Raw genomic sequence first — 17,020 nt, forward strand, 5'->3', positions numbered from 1 at the left:
TAAAAAGCGTCACCTGATCGAAAACATGTTCGCAAAGCTCAAAGACTGGCGACGGGTGGCAACACGATACGACCGCTGCGCTCATACCTTCATGTCCGCAATCCATATCGCTGCAAGCTTCATCTTCTATCTCAAAGAATGAGTCCTGAGCCTAGCGTGGTGGGGGTATCAGCCATACTTCATACTCTCCAACTTGCGCGTATATATTATCAAGTTAAGATAAAACTATCACATGATGGAAAAGCGAAAGATATAGCCTTTTAACTTATTAAAATTAAAATAATATAGTAAATTTTATGTAATAATTAAAGTAAAAAATTTAATTTCAATAATATATAGTGTGTTATTTAATTATAATAATATAGGATAATGATAGTTTTTACATTGTGTGTAATATATAAAAATGGCCATCTCAAAAAAAATGAGTGGCCATTTTTAAAATCAATATTTTTCTTTTAATTTTTTTAATTATTAGATCAGGGATCATGCTTAAGCAAAATGGGAGAAGATTTATCTTTCCCTAAATCCTCTGATTTATTCTCCTGAGAAGAAATCATTTCAGGCACCAGCTTAATTGAACAATCGCTTTCCCGCTCCTGCAAATGCCCTTCATGTTTGTGACGTAAAGCTTCAATATTCTCCAGTACGATCGGATATTCTTCAATCAGACGACGAAAACGAGATGCCGGGATAGCCATAAAATGTCCAAACTGCACAGCTCTGATGCTGGCAGGCACCCGCTCATTACGATAAACCTCTAAAGCACCAATAAGATCACCGGCACTATAATAAATATCACGTTCAGCGACATGAGCTTCGGCGAGACCTGCACTCACAAAATAAACCGTACGCACTTTACGGTCACGCTTACTGATCAGCTCATGAGGCGCAACAAACCGCAGTGACGTTGTCGTTGCGAGGTCATGCAACTCTGCCCCGGGAAGGCCTTTAAAAATGGCCGCACTTTTAAGGCGGCTTTCAATTCCGCTCTTAAGGTTAAAGCTCAGAGGTTTTTGCAGGCGACTACGGCGACGCTCAAGCTCTGTCACCAGTTCACGGTTCAGCTCCTCACTAATCAGGGATTCTGCGAGCAAAGAATCATACTCTTCCCCTTCAAGACGCAGAGTGATCTGCCTGAAAATTCTGCTTTCCAGCGCCTCTGAATAACCATGATAATGAAGGCGCAAAGTCTCCACCGCTTCATCAAGCATTTTGCGCTGACGTTGTAAAACCTCAGCCACAATTTCACCAACACGCGGCCCCAGAGTGGGCTCCATGCGCTCTTTCATAAAACGGGTCAGAGAAACAGATACAAAATGCGCGACCATAAGCATTTCAAAACGTTTGGCCATACATAACATTAAGGGGCGGTCGAGATGCAGCCTCTGATGAATTATCTGAGCCAGTTTAAACCGCACAGATGGGCTGAGTCTGCGACGCAAAACCCGCACATAGCCAGCACGCCCTTCAAGACGCGCACCATCAATAGCCGCTTCACTACTACGCAGAAGGGTTTCCATCACACGACGTGAAAGTCCCTGAATACGAAACAGATCCAGCAATAAGGACCGCTCCTGACTGGCTATAGTAATAAGCGCAAGGTTTACGCGCTGAATGTCAGATAAAGCTGTATCAAACTCATTCACCAGCTGCTCTTCATGCGCGCGGCGGTCAATCTGCTGTAATACAGGACGGGTTGAATCTTCTGAAAAACCAAGCTCCTGCCCCATTCTGGCAGCACGATCGCACACACGATCAAGGCCGATACTCAAAATCTGATGGCGCAAAGCTTCATCAATAGGAGACAGCTTATCCAGCTTGAGAAACAGAACCAGGGAACGAAGCGTTGTACCATTAAGCAAAAGAGTGATCAGCACAAAACCTGTCGCGATAATACCAATAAAATGGGCAACCGGAGCAGAGACGTGCTCATTTTCAGTAACCGCCAGTGCGAGGGCCAGCGTGATAGCACCACGCAGACCGCCCCACACCATTGTTATTTTAAAGGGTACGGGCACCGGAGGAGAAAGCTTGGTCATCGCCAGCACAGGGAGCAAACCAAACACCACAGCACCACGCGCAGCAAGGCCCGCAACGCTGGCAATCAGCACCAGCACACAATCCCACCAGGTAATTCCAACCAGCAGGTGCGGCACAAACATTGATGCCAGCACAAACACCAGTGAACCTGCCCAGAAAACAAGCTGCTGCCAGAGCTGGTTCATAAACAGCCAGGTCTGCGGCCTGAAGGTCGAAGGGCCATACATTGACAGTGTCAGGCCCGCCGCAGCGGTTGCCACGACACCTGAAACGCCAAGCATTTCGTCAGAGACAATGTAAGCCATATAAGGCAGAGCAACTGTCAGAGTAATTTCTGCCGCTGAAGACCCCCCTAAAATCGTAATCATCATCAGCGTCAGCTGGCCAAAGATAATACCAACGATCAGGGCCCCGACAAACGAGACGAGAAAAGAAACAACAGCCTCACCAGGATGAATGGAATGATGAAGCGTAATAGATGGCAACAGGATAGAAAAAATAGAAATAGCAGCCGCGTCATTCAGCAGGGCTTCCCCCTCAACCAGGCGGGTCAGACGTGTTGCGGCACCAATATCACGAAAAATACCTGCAACGGCTGAAGGGTCTGTGGTTGCAACGATAGATCCCAGGAGCAGACAAACAACCAGCGGCATGTCAGCAAACGGCTTAAGCGCAAACCCGATCGTCGCCGTTGAGACAACAACAGCCACAACAGCCAGCAAAAGCACTGTACCCGTTTCGTGCGCCAGACGCCGCACATCGATCGCCAGAGCCCCCTGAAACACCAGCATGGGCAGGAATATCAACAAAAAGGCTTCACTGTTAATGGGAAAGTCCAGCATCATTTCAGCCAGACCACTCAATGCTGCGAGGTGCGAATTACGCAAAATAAAATCAGCAACACTGCCGATAATAATACCAACAATAGCCAGCAATACTGTTTCAGATAATTCAAGCTTACGCGCAATTGGCTGAACAGCACTTACAACAACAAACAATACTCCAATAGCAAGCAGTACCGCAGCAAGACCAGTGACTGCCATTCTATTCCTGTCCTTTCCGTCAAAAACTATTTTTTATATTCACTACATGCCAGTTACGACATTAAAATGAAATATGGAATTTTGGTAATTTCATACTTTTTTAATTATCGTCTCAAAGAGTTGGTAAGATAAAAAATAACTATACACGATTATGCAACCATCATTCCCCGTAACGCAGCTATGTCACATCCTGTAACAAAATCACGTGACGGCAGATAACATACAGTCTGGCATTGCAGGATCATATTCCTTAAATAACATCATACAAACAAGAGCCCGGCGATCAACACAATATCAGCGGTTATCGTCTTTATTTTCTCTCTCTGGTAGTGTGCCTTCATGAAAATATTTCCTGCCCTGGCAGCTCTCACCTTCTCCATCACTCTGACAGCCTGCAGCAGCTTTCAGTCTGACAATGCATACCACCCGCACTCCCATCACGGGCGACGCACCCCGACCTGGTACCAGCCACCGGATTATGCACGCCCGTCAAACCCGACAGCTGTTACCCCTGCACCCACTCAGGCAGGTCAGAAATCATAGGGGATATATGATGGTGAATAGCGATACGTTACTGCGCGCGCCAGGAACTACACTGCGCTCAGTGACATCCCTGTTCATCTTCATTTTATTCTGCGCTGTCACGACAGCAACCAGCAGTCGGGCAGAAATTCTCTCTGATACCCCTCGGCCATACGATATCGCACACAGAGGCGGAACACTGCGATTAGCTGCCGCCGCATCAGGGGGAACGCTCGACCCTCAGATTAATTACAGCAGCCAGTACATTAATTTATTTGCTAACGTGTATGACGGGTTAACAACTTTCAAAAAAGCACAAGGACCTGATGGTAATATAGTCGTGCCTGATCTGGCAGAAAATACGCCTGTCGTACAGGATAACGGACGGACCTATATCTTTACACTCCGCCCCGGCCTTTTTTTCTCAGACGGAAAACCAGTTACAACAGCTGACGTTAAAGCATCCTTTCAACGTATTTTTAAAGTCGGGTCACCATCAGCCGGCTCTTTTTACTCAGCCATAGCCGGCGCCGATCTGTGCCTGAAAACACCAGCGACCTGTACACTCAGCGCAGGCATTACGGATGATCCTCTTCATCGCACCATTACCTTTCACCTGACGGGCCCTGACAACGAATTCCTCCAGAAACTGGCTTTTACACACGCTGTCATTCTGCCTGCCGATGCCCCTGACCATGATACCGGCAACACACCCCTGCCCTCAACCGGGCCTTACCGTATCACTGCGTACGATCCCAATAAGAGCCTTAAGCTTGAACGTAATCCATACTTCAGACAATGGAGTGCTGAGGCTCAGCCAGAAGCCTACCCTGATGCGATAGAATATAGCTTTGGCATTCCTGATGAGACTGCCGTAACGGCAGTGCAGAATGGCCAGTATGACTGGATGGCAGAGAGCATCCCTATGGATCGCCTGGGTGAACTTGGCAGCCATTATGCACAGAACACCCATGTCATGCCGCATGCCGCCATGTATTTTCTGGCCATGAACGTCAATATCCCGCCATTTAACAGCCTCAAAGCACGTCAGGCAGTAAATTATGCCGTTAACCGTAAAGCAATGGTCATTTTTTACGGGGGGCCGGGTATAGCCAGACCCATCTGCGGTATGGTGCCATCCGCACTGCCCGGTGCAACTGATTTTTGTTTTTACAGCAAAGCGGCTTCACCGGATGCACCTGTAACGGAGTGGAAAAGCCCCGACCTGGAAAAAGCACAACAGTTAGTCAGAGAGAGCGGTACCTACGGAGAAGCCGTCACGCTCATTACTGCCGATACCAGTGTTGAGATGGCAATGGGTGCCTGGATACGCGATATGCTGCAACATATTGGATACAAAGCAACCCTTCGCCCGCTTAACAGAGCCGTGGCCTCAGGCTACATGCAAAATTCAGCAAATCATGTGCAAATTGCCCTCAAAGACTGGGCGACTGACTATCCTTCTCCCTCCAATTTTCTTGATACCCTGCTGGGATGTGAAAATTTTCATCCAAACTCAGACAGCTCAATCAATATCCCCGGCTTTTGTAACCCTGACATTCAGCGACTGATCGACCAGGTCAAAACAGATTTAAACCTCACAGCAGAGGAAACTGAAACATTATGGCGCACAATCGACCGCATGGTTATGGCTCAAAGTCCCGTTTCTCCTCTTATTGAAAAAAAAACCGTTCTTATCACCTCACCAAGACTAAAGAATTTTTTTTATACACCTGTTAATCAGCTTTTATTTTCACAGGTCTGGCTACATTGAAATAAAAATACCATTTTAATTTTGTTGAGTATTTTCACTTCTTCCTGCCATGCGCTCTCTTTTGAAATTTTCAGTTTATCCACAGAATCTGTGGATGAAGTTCTGGACAATTTAAGGATAATCCCCTGAGCATCGTGAATAACTGTACGAACACTATGCAGATAAAGGAGAAAATATGCCGCGCGTCATGATCAGCCCGGAACAGCGCAAAAACCTGTCTGAAGGAAAAGAGGCCGCACCGACACTCCAGCATGCTCTGCAAATTGATTTTTCTGTACTTCTCAACACCCTGACAGACAACCGTGCCAGGCCTTTACCCGACAAAGCCGGCTTTATAGAAAAAATGCACTTATGTGCTGCCGCTCTGAATAATGATGGCGGCATACCCCTGCTAAACAGACTGAGCCACCACGTCAGCGACACTGTGCGTGGCTTTGCTGTTTTCGGGCTGATCAGTCATTATAAAAACGATACGCCCGAAACGCTCCTTGAAATTGTTCGCCCTTTTGCCGCAGACCCGCATTTTGCTGTGCGTGAATGGGCATGGATCGCGGCCCGCCCCTGCCTTGCAGCCTCACTCACTCAGTCGATTAAAGCACTGACCCCATGGACTGCGGATAACGACCTTAATATTCGCCGTTTTGCTGTTGAGGTGCTACGCCCCAGGGGCGTATGGTGCCAGCATATTCGCCCACTGCGAGAAAACCCTGAACAGGGGCTGCCTCTGCTTGAGCCCATGCGTTCTGAAACCACACGCTATGCCCAGGATTCAGTAGCAAACTGGCTAAATGACGCCGCAAAAGATCAGCCTGAGTGGGTAACGGCTCTCTGCCGGAAATGGACAGAAGAAGCCCCGGAGAATAAAGCCACCCGTCGCATTGTCAGGCGCGCCTTACGCTCCCTGGGCCCTGAAAAAGAAAAAAGCAGCACCTCAGGAGAAAAATAATCCCCCTGAGGTGCTGCCCTGTTTCAGCAGTGAAAATTTAAAGTCTCAGCGCAGAACTGCACCTGTGACTTTAGAAACCGCAGCGACAACACGTTCACTGACAGCTTCAATTTCTGCATCTGTCAGACTTTTATCGACAGGCTGCAATACAATTTCGATCCCGACTGAACGATGACCCTCGGGCACATGCGGTCCCTCATAAAGGTCAAACAGATTGACTGCGACAATCAGATTACGCTCGGCGTTACGCACTGCTTTAAGCAGGTTTTCGCATGGCACATCCCTGCTCACCACAAAGGCGAAATCACGATGAACCGGCTGAAACGCTGACAGCTTTGGTGCAGATTTTTTACGCACTTTAGGCTCTGGCAGGCGATCCATAAACACTTCAAAGGCGACAACCGGCACATCAATGCCTGCAGCCTGCAGTATGGAAGGATGCAGCTCACCAAAGCAAGCCAGTACTGTTTTAGGCCCCTGGCACAGCAAACCGGAACGCCCCGGATGATACCATGAAGGTGCATCTGCAACTGTACTAAGCGCATCAGGTGAAACACCAAGCTGTGTCAGAACATCAAGCGCATCGGCTTTTACATCCCACAAAGAGACAGCCTGACTTTCATGCCCCGGGTAACGTGGGGCATGTCCGCCACGCACACCAGCAACAACCATCTGCTGCCCCTCAGCAGAGAATGCCGGACCTGCCTCAAAAAGACCGATATCTGAACGACCACGTGCGCTGTTACGCTGCAAGGCTGCAACCAGATTAACCAGCGGGGTCGGGCGCATCTGATCAAGGTCAGATGCAATCGGGTTCAGCAGGCGCAGAGCTTCAGGCGCACCACCAAAACGCAAAGCCTCCTCATGGGATACAAACGAGAACCCAACCGTTTCAACCAGACCACGGACTGCGAGGATACGACCTGCACGGGCCAGGCGGGTTTGTTTTGGTGTTAACGCTGTCGCTGGCACAACACTCAGGGCCGGCAAAGGAACTGCGGGAATACTATCAAGCCCTTTGAGACGCAATATCTCTTCAATCAGGTCGCTCTCAGCTTCAATCTGAGCAACACCCTGAGCAGCCGCTGTAGCGAGTGCTGCATCAAGCTCCTGCCCCTGCGACAGGACCGGCTGCTGAGCAATGTCATTACGCCATGATGGTACACTGACGCGTACCTCTGTCTCATTGCGTTCCTGCACCTCGAAGCCCAGCTTTTCAAGCAGAGCAACACTCTCATCTGCCGCGACATCAAGACCACCAAGGTCACGCACCCGTGCAAAACGTAATGTTGCCTCACGCTGCCAGGCCGGAGCCTCACCCGCTGAGACAACCTCACTGGCCTCTCCGCCACACAGATCCATGATCATACGGGTTGCAGCTTCAAGTGCGGCAACCGGGAATGCAGGGTCAATACCACGCTCAAACCGGTAGCTTGAATCTGAGGAAACACCGGCTCTGCGTGCACTTAAAGCGATACGGACCGGGTCAAATAAAGCGCATTCGATAAATACATCAGTTGTTTCATCACTGACGCCCGACGCTTCTCCCCCCATAATGCCAGCCAGCGACTGCACACCGTTAATATCGGTGATAACACAGTCATCCGGTGTCACAATATAGTCCTGCCCGTCCAGCGCACGGAATGTCTCACCCGCACCCTGACAGACTTTAAGGCGGCCACCGGCAACTTTATTCACGTCAAACACATGAAGCGGGCGACCAAGGTCAAAGCAGAAATAGTTGGTAATATCGACCAGCGCAGAGACCGGACGCAGCCCGATACTTTCAAGCTTACGCTTCAGCCATTCAGGACTTGGACCGTTTTTAACATTTTTAACAGTACGCCCCAGAACGAGCGGACAGGCTGGCAGATTGGTATTTTCCCATACAACAGGTGAGGTAAATGTACCTTCCACAGCTGATGCCAGCCATGGGCGAAGTTTACCAAGACCTGCAGCGGCGAGGTCGCGTGCAACACCCCGCACACCCAGAGCATCACCCCGGTTGGGTGTAATGGCAATATCAATCACCACATCATCGAGCCCGGCAAAATCGGCATAAGACTGACCTGGCAGCGTGTCATCCGGCAGCTCGGCAATGCCGTCACTTTCTTCACCCAGACCCAGCTCACGCAGAGAGCACAGCATGCCCCCACTCGCCTGACCACGGATTTTGCCTGCCTTAATAGTGATATCAAGACCAGGAACATAAGTACCAGGTGGTGCAAAAATAACCGGCAGACCAGCGCGGGCATTAGGCGCACCACACACAACCTGCACATTTTCAAACCCTGGACCGGCATCGACACAACAGACCTGCAAACGGTCAGCATCGGGGTGACGCTCTGCCTCAAGAATGCGCGCTGTCAGAAAGGGTGCAACCGCTGCGCCACGATTTTCAACACTCTCAACCTCAAGGCCAATCTGGTTCAGTCTGGCACAAATTTCGGCAAGCGTGGCAGAAGTATCAAGATGGTCATACAACCAGGATAGCGTAAATTTCATAACTCACACGCCCTCATGCAGTAAGGCTGGCGCAAGCGGGTCTGAGCCATAATGACGCAGCCAGCGAATATCACTCTCATAAAATGAGCGCAGATCAGGAATACCGTTTTTCAGCATAGCCAGGCGTTCAATACCCATGCCGAAAGCAAAGCCCTGCCACTCACGCGGGTCAAGGCCACAGTTTGCCAGCACGCGGGCATGCACCATGCCCGACCCCAGCACCTCAAGCCAGTCTTCACCGCCGCCAATTTCACCTGTGCGACGTGACCAGCCGATATCGACTTCCATCGAAGGCTCAGTAAACGGAAAATAAGAAGAGCGAAAGCGCACAGGCAGATCAGGTTTACCAAAGAAAACCCGCAAAAATTCGATCAGGCAGCCTTTCAGGTGCCCCAGTGTAATATCTTTACCGATCACAAGCCCTTCGCACTGATGAAACATAGGCGAATGAGTCGCATCATGGTCAGCACGATACGTCCGCCCAGGGCAGATAACCCGCAGCGGAGGCTGCTGTTTTAACATTGTGCGGATCTGCACACCTGAGGTCTGCGTACGTAAAACATGCGTCACATCCAGCTCAGGTGACGGTGCAATATAAAACGTATCGTGATCAGTACGAGCCGGGTGATGATCGGGCGTATTCAGAGCGGAGAAGTTATGCCAGTCGGTTTCAATATCCGGCCCTTCTGCAACGCTAAAGCCCATTGCACCAAAAATAGCGGTCATCTCTTCAACCGCACGGGAAATGGGATGAATCGCACCACGCGGTGACGCTGGTGGCGGCTGAGAAACATCAACCCGCTCAGCAATCAGACGGGCTTCGAGTGCTGCAGCCTCAAGCTCCTGTCCGCGTGCTTCAACTGCACGGCTAAGCTCATCACGCAGGCGGTTAAGGGCAGCACCCCGGGCTTTACGTTCTTCAGGCTGCATCTTCCCCAACGCCTTGAGCAGGGTCGTCAGGCGCCCTGACTTACCAAGCACACCAACACGGACGGCATCCCATGCCTTAAGGTCTGCAGCCTCAGCCAGCTCTGACAGAACACTCTGCCGGAAAATCTCAAGATCGTCGTTCATGAAACCTCACGCGAGGAGAAAAATAGTTTACAGGGCAATATCCTCTCCGCCAGTATGAGGAAACCCCTTAAAACAAAAAAGGCCGCCTGCGGGAGGCGACCTTTCCTGAAAATCATCAGTGCTCAGCACACTTCAGGCAGCGAGAGCAGCCTGAGCTTTTTTAACGATTTCAGCAAATGTTGCTGCATCGTCAAATGCAACAGCAGCCAGAACTTTACGGTCGATTTCAATGCCGGCTTTTGCCAGACCATTGATGAAACGGCTGTAGGTCAGGCCGTGCTCGCGCACAGCTGCATTGATACGCTGGATCCACAGAGCGCGGAATTCACGTTTTTTGTTACGACGATCGCGGTATGCATACTGAAGCGACTTTTCAAGACGCTCGATAGCAATACGATAGTTCGTTGAGGACCGGCCACGAAAACCTTTTGAAAGGTCGAGGACTTTTTTGTGACGGGCGTGGCTTGTTACACCGCGTTTTACACGTGCCATATCTCAGATGCTCCTTAAACCAGCCCGTAGGGCGCCCACTGTTTAACTGTACGACCATCCTGCGGTGTCATTGTCTGAGGACCACGGTTGGTACGTTTCATTTTCTGCGGACGCTTAATCAGGCCGTGGCGTTTACCACATGGGCCAGCAAGCACCTTACCGGTTGCGGTGATTTTGAACCGCTTTTTAACCGATGACTTGGTCTTCATTTTGGGCATTTCACTACTCCATGAAAACTTGTTATCGCTGTTATATCAGCAAAAAACAGCAGAACACGGCCAGGCATGCCCACACAGGCCCGGACGCGTGTAATCTGAAGTCGCGTGCATAGCTGAGTTTAAGTTAATTTACAAGCTACCATTCAAATGAATTTATGGAGAAAATGAGCCATCAGAGAGATGCAGCCTGCCCTTCACCTGGGCAATCAGTCACACTCCTGCCCTGCTGCATCACGGCACAATGCGGACTGTCCCTGCACCTGCCGCCTTTCCCAATGGCTCTGACCTGCATCTGATGATACGCTCTCTTTTGCAGGCTTTAGACAACCAGAGATTCATGCATTCCGCAGCATGAAGCGTAACTTTATAAGCGAGGTTTGCCACTCACATGATTTCCCTGTCCAGCGCCACACTCAGCCAGCTCCCCTCACAGGTTATTACCCCTGGGTACGACCGCAAAAAGGTTGCCCCTGGCATTGCCCACCTCGCCGTTGGTAACTTTCACCGTGCGCATCAGGCATTGTATATCGACCGCGTTCTGGCCCGCCCTGGACAGGAGAACTGGGCTATTGTCGGCATAGGGCTGCGCGATAACGAACGCGAAACCCGTCGAGCCGGCATTATGGCCGGGCAGGACGGCCTTTATACACTGACGGAATTCTCAACTGACGGCAGCCACACCACCAGGGTTCTGGGCGCCATAACAGAATATGTACAGGCCGCTAAAGATCGCTCAGCTGCCATTCAGCGCCTGGCAGATCCGGCCATTAAAATTGTCAGCATGACCATTACCGAAGGCGGCTATAATATAGATGCAGACGGCAAATTTATGCTCAACACTCCTGCCATTGCCGAGGACCTGAAGCGTGAGGTGCCTCACACAGCTTTTGGCCTCGTAACTGAGGCCCTGCGCCTGCGTCGTGACAACGGCACCGGCCCTTTCACAGTGATGACATGCGACAACCTGCGTGACAACGGCAAAGTAGCCCGTGAAGCTTTTTGCGCCTATGCCACAGCAAAAGATCCGGCTTTAGGTCAATGGATCAGTGAAAACGTGACCTTTCCGTCCACCATGGTTGACCGCATTACTCCGTCCGTCTCCGGGGCAGACAAAGAACGACTGAATAAACTCAGCGGCATTGATGATCAGATGCCTCTCTTCGCAGAGGATTTTACACAGTGGGTCATTGAAGATTCCTTCTGCGCAGGTCGCCCTGAACTTGAAACCGTCGGTGTACAGTTTACAAAAAATGTTGAGCCTTATGAGCAGGTCAAGCTGCGCATGCTCAACGCATCGCATTCAATGCTGGCCCTGCCCGGCCTGCTTATGGATTACGACACAGTACCTGAGGCGATGAAAGACACAACCCTGCTCACCTTACTTGAGCAGTTTCTGACCCAGGATGCATCGCCGTTTATCACACCACCATCTGACGTCTCTCTCGCGGACTACGCCAGCCAGGTTCTTAACCGCTTCCGCAATCCGGCCGTAGGCGACCAGCTGCTGCGCATTGCCTCAGACAGCGCATCAAAGCTGCCTGTTTTCTGGACAGATACCGTAAAAGGCATTCTTGAAACGGGAAAAAACCATAAAAGGCTGGCTTTTGGCACAGCCTGTTTCCTTGAATATCTGCGGGGCACCACTGACAGTAAAAAAAGCTATAGCTTCTCTGAACCTGAGCTGACAGATGCCACCCAAAAACTGATTTTGAGCCATGATCTCAAAGCAGGTCTGACAATACCAGTTTTTTCAGGGTGGGACCTTGCCCAGTATCCGGACTTCACAAATGAAGTAATCAATCTTCGCAAGAGCATACAGTCACACGGCGCGCGCAAAACACTACTTCAGCTTGAGCACTAACACCACGCCTGACTGAAAAGTATTTTTTAAAATTTCTTAGCCATTGCCTGACTCTTAACATCCAGGTAATGGCTATTTTTATGACACTCAGTGCCACTTTTTAAATATTCATAATTTTTACTAAAAAAAGAAAAATATCATCATCTTAAATACAAAAGTTTACATCGTATTTAATTTTCCTTAAGTACCAAATAAGTCTTTTTTATCCTGTAATCATCCGCTATCTTGCGCCCCAGATTACATTTGCCCCCAGCTTTGTTTAACAATGCGAAACAACAGCACATCACAATCCCAGACTATGTCTGTGTCAGAATGTTACGGAAAACGATGCAACAGGCGTTTTCTGTGCACGCACTTATTTAATCTGATATAACAGGAGCAGGATCAGAGTGAAAAAACGTATCTTCCTGGCTGGAATAGCCGGAGCCGGTCTCCTTGGAGGACTAGGTTTTCTTGCCTATGCCTGGCATCCTGCTATCGCTGACATCACCCCTCCCGCAGCTTCAAGCTTTTCAGCTGAACAGGTTGAACGCGGCCGCATTGTCGCCGCTGAAGGCTATTGTGCGGAATGTCATACCCGCACTGACCTGGGTGGCGGCCCCGAATTTGCCGGTGACTACCAGATGAAAACCCCTTTCGGGGCTATTTATACATCTAATATTACACCCGATCCGCAGACCGGCATTGGTAAATGGTCAGAAGAGGCTTTCCGCCGGGCTATGCACCGGGGCATCAGCCGTGATGGGGGCAACCTTATTCCTGCTTTCCCATACGACCATTTCACAAAAATGACCGATCAGGACATCTCTGATCTTTATGCTTACATGATGACACGCCCCGCCGTGCATCTGACACACCGGCCAAACGAGCTGCCTTTCCCGCTTAATATCCGCCTGCTGCAGGCCGGGTGGAAACTCCTGTTCTTCAAACAGGGTGTTTATCAGCCCGACCCGACACATGACGCATTATGGAACCGGGGTGCATATCTGGCCGAAGGCGTTGCTCACTGTGGGTCATGTCATACACCACGTAACTTAATGGGCGCAGAAAAAAGCGGCTCAACTTATGATGGCGCTGTAGTGGATGGCTGGATCGCACCGCCACTTAATGCAAACAACCCGACACCCACCACATGGAACGAAGATGAGCTGTATGCTTATCTGCGCAACGGTGTCGCACCTTTGCATGGATCAGCCGGCGGGCCCATGTCACCTGTCCCTCACCGCTTCCTCTCCACAGTTCCGGAAGAGGATGTCCATGCCATAGCCCACTATTTCGCTTTTGTTGATAATGCTGCTGTACGCGCAAAGCATGATAAAGATGCGCTTGCTCTGGCTATGAATCAGTCTTCTGTCGACCTGACCCATCCGGTCGTTGACCCGGATGCCAAGCTCTACCAGGGAGCATGTGCCGGCTGTCACTATAATTCAGCCCCGACACCAGCCTCAGGCAGGCCTGAACTCGCTTTAAATAACGCCCTCTGGCTTGACGAGCCAACGAACCTTTATCAGGCCATCCTGCGTGGTTTCACTGCTGAAGAAGGCCAGGCAGGCGTTGTTATGCCAAGTTTTTACAATGCGCTCTCTGATAAAGATATGGCACGACTGGCCGCCTACCTGCGCCGCACGCGCACAACACTGCCACCATGGACAGATCTGGAAAAGAAAGCAGCTGCCGCACGTGCAACTGTTGAGACTATTCCGGTCAATTCTTCTCACTAAGGCAGTCACGGAGCGACACAATGATCAAATTCAAACTCAACGGCCAGTACGTTTCCGTCGATGTGCCTGAAGATACCCCTCTTCTGTGGGTGCTGCGTGATGAACTTAAACTGACCGGCACCAAATTCAGCTGTGGTATTGGCGAGTGCGGTGCCTGCACCGTGCATGTTGGCGGTCAGTCAACACGCTCCTGCATTACACCTGTCAGCTCCGTAATCGAAGCTGAAGTCGTCACGATTGAAGGGCTCGACCCACAGGGCCAGCACCCTGTGCAGGAAGCCTGGCGTGATATTCAGGTGCCTCAGTGCGGGTATTGCCAGTCTGGTCAGATCATGCAGGCTGCCTGCCTGTTAAAAACATATCCTGACCCAACCGATGAACAGATTGATGGCGTCATGGCTGGCAATCTGTGCCGTTGCATGACTTATCTTCGTATTCGTAAAGCAATCAAACAGGCTGCCGCTGCGGCACGTGAGGAGACACCATCTCATGGGTAAACTTGAACGTATTGCCATGCAGCAGGACCGCGCAGACGGACTCAAAGCAACGCGACGCAGCTTTTTACTGACATCTGCCGGTTCAGCTTTCTTATTTGGCTTTGCCCGTAAGGCCAGCGCCAGTCAGATCTATCCTATTGCAGATGGTGCGCCTGAAAGCGGTGCTTTTGAGCCGACTATCTGGTCTTCTGTCTCACCTGACGGCCAGATCAACATCAATATCATCCGCGCCGAAATGGGCCAGCACGTTGGCACAGCTCTTGCCCGCATCATGGCGGATGAAATGGAAGCGGACTGGAGCAAGGTACAGATCACCCAGGTTGATACAGACCCGAAATGGGGGCTGATGGTCACAGGCGGTTCGTGGTCTGTATGGATGACGTGGGATCTCTTCCGTCAGGTAGGAGCAGCAGCCCGAACCGTTCTGCTTGAAGAGGGTGCGAAGTTGCTTGGCGTATCCCCTGCTCAGTGTATCGCACGAAAAGGGCAGATTATCGCAGGTAACAAATCTATTTCCTACGGTGACATTGTTCAGAAGGCGCACCCGACACGCACCTTCACACCTGAAGAAATGGCCAAACTGCCTCTTAAGCCCGTATCAAAACAAAGCCTGATCGGCAAAGACGTTAAAGCGCTTGATATCCCGGCCAAAACCACGGGCCAGGCTATTTACGGTATTGATGCCACCCTTGAAGGGATGGTGTATGCACGCCCTAAACTGCCGCCCACCCGCTATGGCTCCAGAGTTCTGTCGGTTGATGAAAGCGATGCGAAAAAAGTTAAAGGCTACGAACGCTACATCGTTATCGAAGACCCGTCAGACACTGTACCTGGCTGGGTTGTTGTTATTGCCTCATCATACCCGGCTGCTATTCGTGCAACAGATGCACTGAAAGTTACATGGGCTCCTGGCAAAACAGCCTCTGTTTCTGAGCAGGACATTATTGATTACGGCCGTAAACAGATTGCCGACAAAAACGGCGGCGTTTATGTTTTTAATGACCCCGGCACAGATAAAGCTTTCTCTTCTGCCAGCAAGGTATTTGAGCAGACATACACCTGTGCTTCTGTCATGCATTACACCATGGAGCCCATGAATGCCCTGGCACGTCTGCACGACGGCAAATGGGAAGTTCATTGTGGCAACCAGTGGCAATCTCTTTTTCTGCCGGTCATTGCCAAAGCTCTGAGCGTGCCGGAAAAAGAAGTCGTTATGTGCAGCTACCTGCTGGGGGGCGGCTTTGGCCGGCGCCTGAATGGTGACTATGCCGTAGCCGCAGCTCTTATCTCTAAAGCTCTGAGTGGCAAAGCCGTTAAACTCATTCTGACCCGCTCAGATGACATGCAGTTTGACTCTTTTCGCTCACCTTCTGTGCAGACACTTCGTGCGGCCCTGAATGATCAGAAGGCCGTAACGAGCTGGCAGCATCATGCTTCTGCCGGCTGGCCGACAAAAGTTATGGCCCCTGCCTTTATGGAAAAAGGCGTTGATGGCAAACCCTATGATCAGTTTGCCATTGCCGGTGCCGATAACTGGTACGATGTTGGCCCCATGCAGGTACGTGCTCTGAGCAATGACCTGGCTGAAGCGACATTCCGCCCCGGCTGGCTGCGCTCGGTCAGTGCAGGCTGGACATCCTGGGCTTATGAAGCCTTTATGGATGAACTGGCACATGATGCGGGGAAAGACCCTCTTGAGTTCCGCCTGGAGCACCTCAGGGCAACTGGCCGAAATGCCGGCAGCGCTCCGAACGCAGTGGGCGGTGCTGAGCGTCAGGCCAATGTTTTGCGCCGTCTGGCAGAAAAATGTGGCTACGGTAAAACAAACCTGCCGGCTGACACGGCCCTGGGCATTGCCACGACCTTTGGTCAGGAACGCAACATGCCGACATGGACAGCCGGTGCTGTACAGGTGCATGTGGACCGCAAAACAGGTGTCGTAACCTGCCAGAAAATCTGGCTGGTGCTTGATGCTGGCACAATTGTTGACCCTGATGGTGCGGCCGCACAAACAGAAGGTGGTGCTCTGTGGGGACTGAGCATGGCTTTGTTTGAATCAACCAAAATTGTTAATGGCAACCCTCAGGCACATAACCTCGACAATTATACCCCGATACGCATTGCCGATGCGCCTGAAATTGACATTGAGTTTATAAAAAGCACTGAAAAACCAACCGGTCTTGGGGAACCAGGTGTAACGGCTATTGGTGCAGCCATTGCCAACGCCGTCTTTAATGCGGTTGGTGTACGGCTGCGCCACCAGCCTATCCGCCCAGCTGATGTTCTTGCCGGCTTACAGGCTAAAACTGCAGGCTGAATATAAGACT

General features: G+C 50.7%; 12 protein-coding genes and 1 pseudogene. 8 read left to right on the forward strand and 5 right to left on the reverse strand.

Annotated features, from left to right (window positions below):
* Positions 1-142, forward strand: a pseudogene (locus tag GOB58_RS05120) (IS5/IS1182 family transposase); the annotation flags it as partial.
* Between the two features lie 334 nt (positions 143-476).
* Here GOB58_RS05120 and GOB58_RS05125 read toward each other — a convergent pair.
* Positions 477-3,083, reverse strand: a complete 2,607-nt coding sequence (locus tag GOB58_RS05125; protein ID WP_086555433.1) for a cation:proton antiporter — start codon at positions 3,081-3,083, stop codon at positions 477-479.
* Between the two features lie 339 nt (positions 3,084-3,422).
* On the opposite strand from GOB58_RS05125, the gene GOB58_RS05130 reads away from it, so the two are divergent.
* The 3 genes from GOB58_RS05130 (at position 3,423) to GOB58_RS05140 (ending at position 6,325) form a co-directional block, all read left to right on the forward strand.
* Positions 3,423-3,626 carry a hypothetical protein gene (locus GOB58_RS05130; protein WP_086555434.1) on the forward strand — a complete coding sequence of 68 codons (204 nt, stop codon included), beginning with the start codon at positions 3,423-3,425 and terminating at the stop codon, positions 3,624-3,626.
* A gap of 7 nt (positions 3,627-3,633) precedes the next feature.
* A complete protein-coding gene (locus tag GOB58_RS05135) occupies positions 3,634-5,379 on the forward strand; it encodes an ABC transporter substrate-binding protein (protein ID WP_242005233.1) in 1,746 nt (581 codons plus the stop codon).
* 175 nt (positions 5,380-5,554) lie between these two features.
* Complete coding sequence (locus GOB58_RS05140) at positions 5,555-6,325, forward strand: DNA alkylation repair protein (protein WP_173559536.1); 771 nt, start codon at positions 5,555-5,557, stop codon at positions 6,323-6,325.
* 45 nt (positions 6,326-6,370) lie between these two features.
* Here the strand turns inward: GOB58_RS05140 and pheT are convergent, their stop codons facing one another.
* The 4 genes from pheT to rpmI all read right to left on the reverse strand — a co-directional run bounded on the left by pheT (position 6,371) and on the right by rpmI (position 10,614).
* Positions 6,371-8,830 carry a phenylalanine--tRNA ligase subunit beta gene (pheT, locus tag GOB58_RS05145; protein ID WP_173559537.1) on the reverse strand — a complete coding sequence of 820 codons (2,460 nt, stop codon included), beginning with the start codon at positions 8,828-8,830 and terminating at the stop codon, positions 6,371-6,373.
* Positions 8,831-8,833: 3 nt separating this feature from the next.
* Complete coding sequence (pheS, locus tag GOB58_RS05150; RefSeq protein WP_173559538.1) at positions 8,834-9,904, reverse strand: phenylalanine--tRNA ligase subunit alpha; 1,071 nt, start codon at positions 9,902-9,904, stop codon at positions 8,834-8,836.
* 132 nt (positions 9,905-10,036) lie between these two features.
* Positions 10,037-10,396: a 50S ribosomal protein L20 gene (gene rplT, locus GOB58_RS05155; RefSeq protein ID WP_086555438.1), complete on the reverse strand. Its 360-nt coding sequence runs from the start codon at positions 10,394-10,396 to the stop codon at positions 10,037-10,039.
* Between the two features lie 14 nt (positions 10,397-10,410).
* A complete protein-coding gene (gene rpmI, locus GOB58_RS05160; protein WP_086555439.1) occupies positions 10,411-10,614 on the reverse strand; it encodes a 50S ribosomal protein L35 in 204 nt (67 codons plus the stop codon).
* Positions 10,615-11,002: 388 nt separating this feature from the next.
* Here rpmI and GOB58_RS05165 point away from each other — a divergent pair, with 388 nt between their 5' ends.
* From GOB58_RS05165 to GOB58_RS05180, 4 genes are all read left to right on the forward strand, one after another.
* The gene (locus GOB58_RS05165) at positions 11,003-12,475 is read left to right on the forward strand and encodes a mannitol dehydrogenase family protein (RefSeq protein WP_173559539.1); all 1,473 of its coding nucleotides are present in this window, start codon (positions 11,003-11,005) and stop codon (positions 12,473-12,475) included.
* A 389-nt stretch (positions 12,476-12,864) separates the two neighbouring features.
* Positions 12,865-14,196: a c-type cytochrome gene (locus GOB58_RS05170; protein ID WP_086555441.1), complete on the forward strand. Its 1,332-nt coding sequence runs from the start codon at positions 12,865-12,867 to the stop codon at positions 14,194-14,196.
* Positions 14,197-14,216: 20 nt separating this feature from the next.
* Positions 14,217-14,693 (forward strand): (2Fe-2S)-binding protein, encoded by a 477-nt coding sequence (locus tag GOB58_RS05175; RefSeq protein ID WP_086555442.1) that lies wholly within the window; start codon positions 14,217-14,219, stop codon positions 14,691-14,693.
* Complete coding sequence (locus tag GOB58_RS05180; RefSeq protein ID WP_173559540.1) at positions 14,686-17,010, forward strand: xanthine dehydrogenase family protein molybdopterin-binding subunit; 2,325 nt, start codon at positions 14,686-14,688, stop codon at positions 17,008-17,010. Before GOB58_RS05175 ends, GOB58_RS05180 begins: the two co-directional genes overlap by 8 nt.
* Positions 17,011-17,020 lie beyond the last annotated feature (10 nt).

Source organism: Acetobacter thailandicus (assembly GCF_011516655.1).
Lineage (GTDB): Bacteria > Pseudomonadota > Alphaproteobacteria > Acetobacterales > Acetobacteraceae > Acetobacter > Acetobacter thailandicus.